General features: G+C 32.1%; 14 protein-coding genes. 10 read left to right on the top strand and 4 right to left on the bottom strand.

Annotated features, from left to right (window positions below; translation table 11 throughout):
* Positions 1-518 precede the first annotated feature (518 nt).
* Entirely contained in the window at positions 519-851 is a 333-nt protein-coding gene (locus tag ACFFIT_RS08675; RefSeq protein ID WP_385877263.1) for a type II toxin-antitoxin system RelE/ParE family toxin, read from the top strand.
* Position 852: 1 nt separating this feature from the next.
* Positions 853-1,137, top strand: coding sequence for a NadS family protein (nadS, locus tag ACFFIT_RS08670; protein ID WP_385877262.1), 285 nt, complete (start codon positions 853-855; stop codon positions 1,135-1,137).
* 422 nt (positions 1,138-1,559) lie between these two features.
* Here the strand turns inward: nadS and ACFFIT_RS08665 are convergent, their stop codons facing one another.
* Positions 1,560-1,856, bottom strand: coding sequence for a HigA family addiction module antitoxin (locus tag ACFFIT_RS08665; protein ID WP_093317788.1), 297 nt, complete (start codon positions 1,854-1,856; stop codon positions 1,560-1,562).
* The gene (locus ACFFIT_RS08660; RefSeq protein ID WP_093317789.1) at positions 1,856-2,134 is read right to left on the bottom strand and encodes a type II toxin-antitoxin system RelE/ParE family toxin; all 279 of its coding nucleotides are present in this window, start codon (positions 2,132-2,134) and stop codon (positions 1,856-1,858) included. The genes ACFFIT_RS08665 and ACFFIT_RS08660 overlap by 1 nt, the downstream gene beginning before the upstream one ends.
* Before the next feature lie 877 nt (positions 2,135-3,011).
* On the opposite strand from ACFFIT_RS08660, the gene ACFFIT_RS08655 reads away from it, so the two are divergent.
* Complete coding sequence (locus ACFFIT_RS08655) at positions 3,012-3,632, top strand: Fic/DOC family protein (protein ID WP_385877261.1); 621 nt, start codon at positions 3,012-3,014, stop codon at positions 3,630-3,632.
* A gap of 100 nt (positions 3,633-3,732) precedes the next feature.
* On the opposite strand, the gene ACFFIT_RS08650 is transcribed toward ACFFIT_RS08655, so the two are convergent.
* Both ACFFIT_RS08650 and ACFFIT_RS08645 read right to left on the bottom strand, forming a co-directional pair.
* Entirely contained in the window at positions 3,733-3,900 is a 168-nt protein-coding gene (locus ACFFIT_RS08650) for a hypothetical protein (RefSeq protein WP_177168704.1), read from the bottom strand.
* A 342-nt stretch (positions 3,901-4,242) separates the two neighbouring features.
* Entirely contained in the window at positions 4,243-5,553 is a 1,311-nt protein-coding gene (locus tag ACFFIT_RS08645) for an IS4 family transposase (protein ID WP_385877260.1), read from the bottom strand.
* 667 nt (positions 5,554-6,220) lie between these two features.
* Here ACFFIT_RS08645 and ACFFIT_RS08640 point away from each other — a divergent pair.
* The 7 genes from ACFFIT_RS08640 to rhuM all read left to right on the top strand — a co-directional run bounded on the left by ACFFIT_RS08640 (position 6,221) and on the right by rhuM (position 12,232).
* Entirely contained in the window at positions 6,221-6,541 is a 321-nt protein-coding gene (locus ACFFIT_RS08640) for a type II toxin-antitoxin system RelE/ParE family toxin (protein ID WP_093321049.1), read from the top strand.
* The gene (locus tag ACFFIT_RS08635) at positions 6,531-6,833 is read left to right on the top strand and encodes a helix-turn-helix domain-containing protein (protein WP_093321047.1); all 303 of its coding nucleotides are present in this window, start codon (positions 6,531-6,533) and stop codon (positions 6,831-6,833) included. Before ACFFIT_RS08640 ends, ACFFIT_RS08635 begins: the two co-directional genes overlap by 11 nt.
* 574 nt (positions 6,834-7,407) lie before the next feature.
* Entirely contained in the window at positions 7,408-8,730 is a 1,323-nt protein-coding gene (locus ACFFIT_RS08630) for an AAA family ATPase (protein WP_385877259.1), read from the top strand.
* 8 nt (positions 8,731-8,738) lie between these two features.
* Positions 8,739-9,347 (top strand): RloB family protein, encoded by a 609-nt coding sequence (locus tag ACFFIT_RS08625; RefSeq protein WP_385877258.1) that lies wholly within the window; start codon positions 8,739-8,741, stop codon positions 9,345-9,347.
* Positions 9,348-10,141: 794 nt separating this feature from the next.
* Positions 10,142-10,375 (top strand): type II toxin-antitoxin system VapB family antitoxin, encoded by a 234-nt coding sequence (gene vapB / locus ACFFIT_RS08620; protein WP_385877257.1) that lies wholly within the window; start codon positions 10,142-10,144, stop codon positions 10,373-10,375.
* Entirely contained in the window at positions 10,375-10,779 is a 405-nt protein-coding gene (gene vapC, locus ACFFIT_RS08615) for a type II toxin-antitoxin system tRNA(fMet)-specific endonuclease VapC (RefSeq protein WP_385877256.1), read from the top strand. The genes vapB and vapC overlap by 1 nt, the downstream gene beginning before the upstream one ends.
* An 811-nt stretch (positions 10,780-11,590) precedes the next feature.
* A complete protein-coding gene (rhuM, locus tag ACFFIT_RS08610) occupies positions 11,591-12,232 on the top strand; it encodes a RhuM family protein (RefSeq protein ID WP_385877255.1) in 642 nt (213 codons plus the stop codon).
* The last annotated feature ends 43 nt before the right edge of the window (positions 12,233-12,275 follow it).

Here is a 12,275-nt window from a genome sequence, read left to right as displayed (position 1 = left end):
TCTTTTCGACCCTCAATTAATGCAATGCGACTGACAGCGGCTATGCACTTATTATACAAATCCACGTGTTTTAATCTTTTTCTTTATAATAGTTATTACGAACGCTTAAGAATGTGGATTTTTTTCTGATTGCATTGATTGATGACTAGCTTACCGTCATCTCAGTCATAAAATATCACCTCAGCATTTTGATTGAATCGGTAAATCACGGCAAGACAGACGAGTCAGACTCTTAAATAAAATGATCTAAAAAGCATAATAGCTCTAGATTTTTTACTCAATCGATATTGGCATCCCCACTCATGGTATTGTTTTCAAATTTAATGCTAAGGAAGTCTGAAGAATAGATGTATCTTTCTCAGGAACTACCAAGCTAAGTGGATACTTATTAATTTTCATAATATTTAATTTTTAAGCTTGAAGCGTTAACAGTCCTTAAAAAGGTGAAAATTCTTAGGGAATTATTGATATAATCGCAAAATGGTGTACAATGTACTCGCCCAAAAAAGGAATTTTAAATGACTCATGCTATTGAATTCATAGAAACACCAATTTTTACACGTCAAATTAAAGAACTTGCAACAGATGATGAGCTCAAAGAGCTACAGGTAGAGTTAATTTGTTCTCCAGAAAAAGGTGTTTTAATTAAAAATACAGGTAGGCTACGTAAAATAAGAATGCCTAATAATTCTAAAGGTAAGAGTAGTGGTATAAGAGTTATTTATTTTATTGCTTCAGAACAAATGATTTTTCTAGTGTTAGCTTATCATAAAAGCAAGAAGACAAATTTGACTGAATTTGAAAAAATAGAGCTAAAAAAATTAACTAAGTTATTGAAAAAAGAGGTGTAATATGAATTTTTTTGATGAATTGAAAGCATCACTTGAAGAAGCTGTTGATATTAAAAATGGTCTTAATACTAATGCTATTCGTAAACGTTATGAATTAGCTGATGTAAAAGAACTTCGTCAACAATTGAATGTTTCTCAAAGTGAATTAGCTATAGCCCTTGGAACGAGTTTAGATACGATTAAAAGTTGGGAGTCAGGGAGACGTAATCCAACAGGATTAGCAGCTAAAGTACTAGCAACAATTAAATCTAATCCTAATTTTTATAAAGAATTACAATCACATTAAAAACATGTGATTGAGCTCAAATAAAAAGAAGCTTTAGATTGAATAAAAAGTACAAATAATTAATATTTACTTTTTTTAGGGTATGAAATGAATTTAAATTAATTTCATACCCACATGATTGAAAGAGAATGTAATTTTAATCGCTACACATTAAAGCGCAATTCTCAATTCAAGTTATTGTATTTTAATATCTTTAAATTTCTCATTTCAAATTGTACTCATCTTTGTACTCACTTGGGTAATTGCTGGGATAATAGCCATATTTAGCGTTTTTCTGGGCTCTAATACTAAATTGATATTAAAAGGTTTGCTTTGATAACTTCACTTTGGCATTGTAACAACCATATTATAATAACTATTTTGGAATGTCTTAAAAACATAAAAAATGTGCTAGTTAATTTAGTTTATCTGCGGGCATAAACTTATCCCAGTATGGGCTCAAAAGATTGCACATGTAGAGTTTCTTTTCTAGTTCTGAGAATCGAAATATCGTAAGCATTTTGAAGGCGTAACCAATGTTCAGCTGATGGCCTGACAAAAGCAAGTTCTAATCGCATAGCCATTTCAGGAGTAATTGAACTTCGTCCATTTAATATTTTTGATAGGGTTTTCCTGCTTATATCAAGATGATCTGCGACATCACTGATTGTTAAATTTAAAGGAGCAATTAGCAAATCCCTCAAAATTTCTCCTGGATGAGCTGGGTTGTGCATAGTCATTAGTGATAATCCTCATAGTTTACAATTTCAGCATCTCGTCCGTTGAATTTGAACGTAATGCGCCAATTACCATTTACTGTGACGGACCAAGTGCCTTTTCGGGAACCACTTAGTTCATGCAAACGTAAACCAGGTAAGTCCATTTCTTCAATACATTCAGCTTGATCAAGATTTGATAAAATTAATCTAAGCCGCTTTGCATGTATAGCTTGGATACCGACTGTACTACCAGTTAGGTAAAATTTTTCTAGTCCTTTATGTTTGAAATTTTTGATTATATGTACATTGTAACCTATCTGGTTACAATGTCAAGGCGGCTTATTTGACGAATTTTCCAGAAATACTTTAAGTTTTTTCATTCCTTGCAAGACACTAATTCTTAGAAGAACGACTATATTTAAAAAAGGATTATAACAGTTGCTGTTAACTCATCCAAAATTATAACAAAAAGACAAAGAAAGGTATAAATACTGATATGAGGCCTTTAAAAGCGCGGGAAAAAGAGTTGTTTTGATAGTGTTCGAAATTCCGTGTCGAGTAGGGGGGTATTTATAGGCTCTAGTGATAAATTCATTAAGCATTGTCACTTGATCTTACCTAAGTAACTAAGCCGTAATTTAAATTGTGTATTTGCCAATTTTATTAATTGGTGCTCTGAAAACGAACACCAATCAATAAAATTTTTCAGTTCAAATCGCTACACATTAAAGCGCAATTCTCAATTCAAGTTATTGTATTTTAATATCTTTAAATTTCTCATTTCAAATTATACTCACCTTTGTACTCACTTTGGTAATTGCTGGGGAAGCTGTTATGAATGGGTTAAATTTAATTATAATACAGATAGATAAAACTTCATGTTTGAAGTGGATGAGAATACGCAAGGGCATTATAATTGGTCGTTAACAACACATTCATAGTTACTTATTTAGGCGTTATTTTTTGGGAGGATTACAGTGCGTAGCTGATTTTTTATGTTCAATTTAGTTATTGAAGTAGATTCACTATTTCCTATGGTGTTTTGGTATAATATATGGGTAAAGTATTGATTAGCTATTGTCAGTCATAGTACTTTGGTGAGCTACAGTCAGAAGTTAGTTTTTTATTGAATCACTTATTTGGTCTATATTGTTAATATTAAAGGTGTGTTGTTGAGTGAATAAATATGTAATTTCTAATAGTGAAGGGCAATTTCAAGAAAATTCGAATGAATTAGTTATGTTAAATAAACTTGGAATTACAAGTTTAGATGAGATTGATACAGTGGAAATGGTCTTATTAGAAACTTTATATTTAGAAATTTTTGAAAATCAATTTCCTATAAATAGTCGAATCAATATTTCTATGATTAAAAATTGGCATAGGCTCTGGCTTGGAAATGTTTATGATTGGGCGGGTAAAGAAAGAACAGCTGATATTAGTAAAGGTGGTTTCTTGTTTGCTTCATGTTCACAGCTACAAAAACTGCTAAATGAATTTGAGAAAAAATTTTTGGCGATTTATACACCATGCACAAGAATGAGTGAGGATTTATTAATTGAAGCGCTTTCTATAATACATGTGGAATTTATTTTAATACATCCTTTTAGAGATGGAAATGGGCGTATATCAAGACTATTAGCAGATGTCATGTCGGTACAGGGGGGTAGAAAACCTCTTGATTATCAATACTGGGAACAAAATAAGGATGAGTACATTTCTGCAATTCATTCTGGATTATCTGGTAATTACTATCCCATGAACTATTTAATAAAAAAAGCATTGAAAATTATTTAATATTTTTAGCTTAAGTTAATTAAAATTTTCCGAACTGGCTATGCCCAAAAGTGGGTAAGTAAAAGTTACCTTATAAACTATTCGCTTAATCATCTTTAATTTACGTAGCCAATCGTAAATGAGCATATTGTTTACGTTTCTCTTCGAAGGAAGAAGCTAATTTTTCTGATGAATGACCTGTTTCTAGTGCAGTAGAAGTAGTTACAGAGCGCAAAATTTCCACTCTAGATGGTTTTATATATGTCTCTTGCTTCTTGTCGCTATTCATATGATGTCTCCTATAATGATTTAATTATACACAATTTTTTGCAAGATAAATTAAATTATTTACTTCATAGTATGAAAAAATTACTACAGAAACAACTGGAATGAGATGATTTTTAGAGGAAATTAATATCATTTTACCTGGTTAGTTGACTAGATTAGTCTTATATGATTACAGAAAAATCAGACCATTATAAGGTTATAAAAGTTGTCTAGTGAAAAAAGAATATGTTGGGGCATGATTTTAATTGCTAGGTCAATGAAATTTGACATTCAGATGATAAGATTCATGTGTTTATTCATTCGTAGGTGCTTAAGGTTAATTAACAATCAATCATTAAGCAAGTTATTGTTTAGAATATAATTTTATACCTAGCTGAAATAAAGCCGTATTACTATCTCTTTCTGGGTGAGCTCGTGAAGCCCATTTACTCAGAAACTTAAAGATTTTTTCTATTATTTTAATCTCATTTTCATCATCAGTTCCGTTAAGAATAATGTGCATAAAATTAGGTAACCAGTGAAGTGCTGTTCTTGCTACTTTATGGGTAGAAATCATTACACCAAACATCAGCCCAACATGAAAGGCAACAAAACGCTTAATTAACAATGACAAGATACTTTCCCAAAGTAGTGATTTTACAATATTTGGGTCGGCGGTGTTCACTTTCTTCATGCTACAATATGATTTTAACTCTTTGAAAAATAGCTCTACTTGCCATCTTAGACTATATAATTCAAGTACGCTTTGTGCACTAAACTGCTCCACTGGTAGGTTCGTGATTAAATATGCTTTGTTTTTGGTTTTTCTATCCCAGAATTGGACGACCCTAAATGTTTCGTTAAACTTACACCATTTAACCGTTAAATCAAACACCTTATCTTTACCAATATTGAGCTTATTTAGTTTTACAACAGAGGTTGTATCGCTCTTATCTTTAAGACAAGAAATTCGTTCATGCGTGTCAGGATCTAAATAATCAACCACTTCTGGGTTAATACTTTTACCTGCTCGCATAAGATAAAAACCGCTAAACTGGTTGATTTCTTTGAAATATTCGATATCAAAATACCCCGAATCCATTAATACAAGGGTATCTTTAAGTTCATCGGCAAATGGCCTATGATGTTTCTCACTTTCTTTATCTGCATCAAGCCCAACATAATTAGCAATAGCCGCTACTAAATCAAGAGTTAGATGAATTTCAATGGCTGCCGGCGCAGTTTTAGTAAATCTACCTTGATAGACATCTTTTAATTTTTCATGTAGAGTCAGTGACGAACCATCATGTAAATGAATATGCTTGAATGGATATTCAGCTGGCAAGCTAGATCTAAAAGGCTGAATCAATAGCTCTTTAGTGGCTTGTTCTGTCAGAGATTGTAACAAATGCGTAAACTCAGGCTTTTTAATTTGGTTATGATAGGGTTTATAATTTAACAGCTCTTGATAGCGTTCATCAAGCACCCTTAAAATATCGGTTAAATTAGCATGGTCGTGGCAGCTTAATGCATGTATCAATGCCCCTACAAGATTTGCAGGGTGTAGTGCCCTGAGCTTCTGAGTGAATTTTACTTTGCGTGATAGCTTAAGGATACGGCTAGGATTAAAAACTGCTTTAATTGACTTAGTAAATGTGGTAAATTCTCTTTCCAAGAGATGCTCCTTTGTTTTAAAATATTGATTTACAAACCATATTTGATCACAGAACGAGCATCTCTTCAAGTTTTTATTTAATATTTACACCAAAACTCCGTAAAAAACACACAAAAAAGCACCTCAAAATAAATAAAGAAATATCAATTGCTTATAAGATCCTACGAATGTGTGTTTATTATCAGTTAAAATAACTGATAATAATGAATATTTATTCTAAATGCCAAATCGCTACACATTAAAGCGCAATTCTCAGTTCAAATTATTGTATTATAATAATATATAATTTCTCATTTCAAATTATACTCACCTTTGTACTCACTTTGGTAATTGCTGGGATAAAAGGCAAATATAACGCTTTTTTAGAAGCTGTAAAATTAAATGGGAGCGAAAGTTTGGCTATGATAAGTTAACGGAAGCTCATTAAGATATATTAAATGATATCGCAAAATATTACAGGACCATCAGGACTTATGGTTATAACAGTGGTCTGGTCCCATGTAGTTCAGAACAATTGTTTAGGAAAATTTCTGAAAGAGTGTTGAGCCTTAAAAATAACCTTTAGGTAATTATTAGGTTGTAGGTTATGAATAACCCTTGAGTTATAATGTTATAATTGGTATTATAAATACATGGTTTTATGTACTTTTCAACAAGGAGTGATTATGTGTTTGAACTAATTTTTCATCCTGAGGCTGAAGAAGAGATATTAAGTCTTGAGAGTAAAATGCAAGCTAAAGCTTTAGCAGCACTGGATAAACTTGAGGTGCAAGGAAATCATTTAAGGTACCCTGATACAGATACTATCCAAGATGGGTTGTTTGAATTGCGAGTAGGTAAGAAAGATATTACGCGAACATTTTTTGCTTTTGCAAAAGAAAAACGAATTTATATTTTACGTACGTTTGTAAAAAAAACGGCAAAAACGCCGAAAAATGAAATTAAATTAGCAATAAAACGATTAGAGGAATTAACAAATGAAAACTAAAGGTATCCCTTACTCTAAAGTTAAAGAAAAAGCTTTGATGAATAATGATGTATTAAACGCTTATTTAGTTGAAAAACTGGAAGAAGAAGTACAAGAGTTATTAATTTCCATGAAAAAAAGAGCAGGTCTTAATAGCACACAAGTGGCAGAAAGAATGGGAATTACACAGCCAGCGGTGAGTAAGTTAGAAAAAAATGCCAGTAAAGCAAGCATGAAAACACTGGAACGATACGCTTTAGCTTGCGGTACAAGTATAAGGCTTGTTTTGCAAGAACCGCCTCAATTAGGCTAATAAGGTTCCGTGGCCGAAATCTTATCTATGTTGAGATTAGTTTGTAAAACGCGTGTATCTTTAAGTTGAAATCGAAACTAGAAAGAAGAAATTATGGCCCTGTAACTAAATTAGTTAAGGGCCATTTCAAATCGTTATGTATAGAACACCAATAATCCATTCAATACAAATCGCTACACATTAAAGCGCAATTTTCAATTTAAGTGGTTGTATTATAATTGCTTTAAATTTCTCATTTCAAATTATACTCACCTTTGTACTCACTTTGGTAATTGCTGAGCGAATGATTATGAAACTAGTTACAGATTATACTGGATTTTGAATTAAGTTTTTATCTAGAATTTGAACGATATGATTGATCATTAGCAACTGGAATATTCTAAAAAAAGAAGATGTAAATTTAATACACTCAGGAGAATAGCTGTTGTGTACTTATAATTAGAATTCACCATTGTTGATTGTCACTAGTAGGGTTTAAGTTAATGAGAAAAAATCTCTCATGGAAGGATAGTAATCTGTTATAATGATTTAATATCAATATTTATGCGTAAATTTACTCATTGAGGTATTTATTATGATTATTAGTTTTACTATTCAAAATTGGATGTCGTTTCGAGAGCCAGTTCATTTTTCGATGATTGCAAGTAAAGAAAAGCAACATAGGGAACGCATTGCGAAAATTTCTAAATACCAAACTAGCGTATTACCCATTGCAGCAATATATGGCGGTAATGCTTCGGGTAAAACTAATTTCTTTAAAGCCTTAAATTTTGTTAAATGGCTAGTTGTTAGAGGAACCAGTCCTGATAGCGTTATTCCAGTAGAAACATATCGACTGGACTCATTATCCCAAGAAAATCCCAGTCGTTTTAAAATTGAGTTATTGAAAGATGAAATTATCTATGAGTTCAGCTTTGCTGTAACTCAACATGCAATTTTAGAAGAAAAACTTATTCAAATAACAAGTACAAGTGAAAAAGTTTTATATGATAGGCAAGGGGATAACCCAAATTTTCATGCAGGCTTGAATAAAGATATGTTTTTGCATTTTGCCTTTAAAGGGACAAGAGATAATCAATTATTTTTAACTAATTCAATCACTCAAAAAATTGAAACTTTCCGTCCTATTTATGATTGGTTTAAGGATACATTAGAGCTTGTTGCTCCTGACTCAAGATTTGAATCATTTGAACATTTTTTGGATGAAGCACATCCTTTATATAATACAATGAATCAATTATTGCCAAAGCTTGATACTGGGATATCTCAGTTAGGTAGCGAGGAAATCCCGTTTGACAATACACCTTTTACACAAGCAGTAAAGAATAAAATTAAAGAAGATGTAAAAGAGGGAGTAACTATAAGGTTACCTAATCCCTCTACTAATGAGCGATTTATTATAACGCGCAAATCTGGGCAATTGATAGCAAAAAAAATGGTATCATTCCATTCTAATCAAGAAGGTGAACAAATACAATTTGATATTAGACAAGAATCCGACGGTTCTCAAAGAGTGATTGATCTTCTTCCAGCCTTTTTGGAGTTATCAGATATTAATTCAAAAAAAGTTTACGTCATTGATGAAGTAGATAGAAGCCTACATTCATTATTGACTTGGCAATTATTGGAGACTTATCTTTCGAATTGTACAAATGATAGTCGCTCACAATTATTGGTGACAACACATGATATTCTTTTAATGGACCAAAAATTATTGAGGCGAGATGAAATGTGGGTGACTGAACGGAGCTTAACTGGTTGCTCTCATCTGATTTCATTTAGTGATTATAAGGATATTAGATATGATAAAAATATTCAAAAAAGTTATTTACAGGGCCGATTAGGTGGTATTCCAAAGATATCATTGATTCCTGCTTCTAATCAGAAAGAGGAGTAACTTTAATCATGTCAAAAAGAAGAAAATTTACTCGTCCATTAGGTGAAAGACGATATAAAAAAATGTTTATACTAGCGGTAGAAGGTATTAAAACAGAGCCAGAGTATTTTTCTATTTTTAATGATAAAAATTCAATAATTCGTGTTAGTTGCCTTAAAAGTAGGTATGAAAGTTCTCCTCCTCAAGTGCTTGCGAGGATGCAAAAGTACCTGAAAGATGAGGGATTAAAGAATACTGATGAAGCTTGGTTAGTAGTCGATAAAGATCAATGGACTGACGAGCAATTGTCTATTTTAGCCAAATGGTCATTACAAGCGGATAATTATGGGCTTGCACTGAGTAATCCTAAATTCGAGTTTTGGCTTTTACTCCATTTTGAAGAGGCTACTGGAATCAGTAATTCAGAACAATGCTCAAAAAGGCTTCAGAGATACATTTCTGACTATGATAAAGGGATTAATGTGAAAAAAATATCAAAGTCGATGATATTAGCGGCAATCACCAGGGCTAAAAAAATAGATAGAATGAATTCTGAACAGAAAAATTTTTACCCTACTTTAACGGGAACTACGGTTTATAGGCTAGTAGAAAAAATAATAGAATCGAATGATAATTAATGCAGGCATTGCCGGTGCTTGTAAGTCAACAAGTTAAAAAACAGGCGTAAAAATGGTCAATAGTCTAGTATTCTTTAGGGAGTATAAATTAGCTATGCTCATGCGTAGGGGTTACGCAGTTTTTAAATAAACTATTTCATTATCAAAGACTTTTTATATAAATTTGTGTGTTCGGCACTTTAATTTGTTGGTGCCCTGTAAAATGAGCACCAAATAACTATTCAATACAAATCGCTACACATTAAAGCGCAATTCTCAACTCAAGTGATTGTATTATAATTACTTTAAATGTCTCATTTCAAATTATACTCACCTTTGTACTCACTTTAGTAATTATTGGGATAATAGCCGAATGGAGCGTTAAAACTAGATGGGTAACAAAACCTAGAAATGATAATTTAACGGTTTCTCATTAATATATAATTAATTATATCGTAAAATATTACAGTGCGATTAGGTCTCATAGTTATAATGGTGGCTTTACACCAAACAGATCTAAACAATTACATTGATAAACCTACAAGAAAGAGTCCGAAATTATTTGCCCCACCACAAAACAACTTAAAGCCATCAAAATGATAAGTCTGTCCCTTGTGGCACGAAACTTCATTGTTCCTTACGGAGGGTGAAAAGCATCAGTAGTAATGAGATTAATTGTAGGATCATATTTGTAGTGTTTTTCTCGTAGGGTTGGAGTTATGAAAAAATTTAGGAGGGTATAAGCTATATAGCATTGCTATATAGCTTATATGGTGTATAATTCATTTAACAGAGCAACACTAAAGGAGTAAGCTATGTCACAAGCTAAAGTTTTTATGAATAATAACACTCAAAATGTGCGGTTACCCGTAGATATGCGTTTTCCAAAATCAGTGAACTTAGTTACTGTAAGGGCCGTAGGAAATGAGAGAATCTTATCACCCATTGAAAATACATGGGATAGTTTTTTTCTAAATGATAAGCATGTATCAGATGATTTTTTACCTGAACGGGCAGAGCAACATCAGTCTGAGCGTGAGGGGTTTTAATGCTAAAATACATGCTAGATACTAATATTGTTATCTATGTTTTGAAGCGCCGCCCTATAGAATTGTTAGCGCGTTTCAACGCTAATACTAATCGAATGGCAATTTCTGTAATCACACTTTCTGAGTTATTGCATGGAGTAGAAAAAAGCACCTCACAGGAGAAAAACCTCCAAGTTGTTGAAGATTTTATTTCTCGTATTAGTGTTTTAGATTATGACGCTAAGGCTTCCGCTCACTATGGTCATATTAGAGCCGGGCTAGAACGAAATGGTACACCAATTGGAATTAATGATTTACATATTGCGGGGCATGCAAGAAGTGCTGGATTAATACTTGTCACTAATAATCGCAAAGAATTTGATCGCGTACCAGGTCTCATTGTAGAAAATTGGTTAGATAATTAATTATTATACTTTAAAATTCATCACATGAAACATTCAGGGCGCGAGCAAACTTTACAGTAAGATATTGATTTAAAATTGCATTATAACTGCCACTTTTGATTTTTTGTAATTAGCTAAAATACCTTACCCATTGAAATAATTAACTAAATGCTATTGTAAATAAATGTATGCTCGTGCCCTGTGAAACATTTTAATGATGTGTTAATGGTTAAAACTATTAACACTATTAACACATCATTAAATGATCCAATCGCTACACATTAAAGCGCAATTCTCAAATCAAGCGATTGTATTATAAATACTTTAAATTTCTCATTTCAAATTATACTCACCTTTGTACTCACTTCGGTAATTGCTAGAAAAGTTCTTTTGATTACACCATAATTTATACATATAACAGATGGATAAAATTTATTACCTCAAGTTAAAACGTTAGAATGTTTATTCACAAGAATTCACTATTATGCAGTCACGAATGAAAATTTATTGTCTTTTAAAAGTGCTTGTTTAGGGTAAGCTTAAGTAAAATATCGAAAATTTTTTTGTGGGATAAGAGATTATGTTAATATTACCTCAAAGTTATTCTCAAATAGACGGATAGGCCTTCATTGTTAATTCCGATACCTAAAGACTTTCGTAACGATCATTATAAGTATTTTAATTAACTTAAAACTGTTTATTAAATTCTAAGTTTTTCGGAAAAGCAAAGGAAATTAGGATTAAGTGCATTAATAGAAATTGTATGTTATCTAAGTTCCAATTATGATATTTTAACTAATACTCTAAGAACAATACATCGTAAGAACTCAATATGAACAATGAACTAGGTGCAGTACAAACTCAAATTATTTTATTTCAAAGTGAAGATGGTAAAGCAAAGGTTGAATGCCGTTTTGAATCAGGGGGTATATGGTTGAATCTTAATCAAATATCAACATTGTATGGACGAGATAAATCGGTCATTTCAAAACATTTAAAAAATATATATGATGAAGGAGAATTGTCTCTACAAGCAACTGTTGCAAATAATGCAACAGTTCAAATTGAGGGTGGTAGAGAAGTCAGTCGTCAGGTTACTTACTACAACTTGGACGCTATTTTAGCGGTTGGCTATCGAGTCCGTTCTAAGCAAGGAATCTATTTTCGTCAATGGGCAACTCAGACACTGCAAGAATACTTGAAAAAAGGGTTTGTGATGGATGATGAGCAATTAAAAAATCCTGACAACAGCCTTTACTTTGAGGAATTGCTCAACCGAATTCGTGATATTCGTTCTTCAGAAAAAATCTTCTGGCGCAAGATTTGCGATATTTATGCAACCAGTATCGATTATGATGGTAAAGCAGAGACTAGCATACAATTTTTTGCTAGAGTACAAAACAAAATGCATTGGGCTGTACATGGTCAGACTGCGGCGGAATTAATATTTAGTCAGGGGGAGATCAAACCTTAACCAATTGATCAAAAAATAAATAATATCAATTGACATTAAGATG

Origin of the sequence: Thorsellia kenyensis (assembly GCF_042432445.1) — a bacterium.
GTDB lineage: Bacteria > Pseudomonadota > Gammaproteobacteria > Enterobacterales > Thorselliaceae > Thorsellia > Thorsellia kenyensis.
Note: the sequence above shows the minus strand (reverse complement) of the source record. Positions and strands in the feature narration are given on the sequence as shown.

Excerpts from the sequence above, each read along its gene's own strand:
- vapB (WP_385877257.1), top strand. The coding sequence starts at position 10,142 with ATGTCACAAGCTAAAGTTTTTATGAATAATAACACTCAAAATGTGCGG.
- rhuM (WP_385877255.1), top strand. The coding sequence starts at position 11,591 with ATGAACAATGAACTAGGTGCAGTACAAACTCAAATTATTTTATTTCAA.
- vapC (WP_385877256.1), top strand. The coding sequence starts at position 10,375 with ATGCTAAAATACATGCTAGATACTAATATTGTTATCTATGTTTTGAAG.
- ACFFIT_RS08635 (WP_093321047.1), top strand. The coding sequence starts at position 6,531 with ATGAAAACTAAAGGTATCCCTTACTCTAAAGTTAAAGAAAAAGCTTTG.
- ACFFIT_RS08650 (WP_177168704.1), bottom strand. The coding sequence starts at position 3,900 with ATGAATAGCGACAAGAAGCAAGAGACATATATAAAACCATCTAGAGTG.
- ACFFIT_RS08675 (WP_385877263.1), top strand. The coding sequence starts at position 519 with ATGACTCATGCTATTGAATTCATAGAAACACCAATTTTTACACGTCAA.
- ACFFIT_RS08665 (WP_093317788.1), bottom strand. The coding sequence starts at position 1,856 with ATGACTATGCACAACCCAGCTCATCCAGGAGAAATTTTGAGGGATTTG.
- ACFFIT_RS08625 (WP_385877258.1), top strand. The coding sequence starts at position 8,739 with ATGTCAAAAAGAAGAAAATTTACTCGTCCATTAGGTGAAAGACGATAT.
- ACFFIT_RS08630 (WP_385877259.1), top strand. The coding sequence starts at position 7,408 with ATGATTATTAGTTTTACTATTCAAAATTGGATGTCGTTTCGAGAGCCA.
- nadS (WP_385877262.1), top strand. The coding sequence starts at position 853 with ATGAATTTTTTTGATGAATTGAAAGCATCACTTGAAGAAGCTGTTGAT.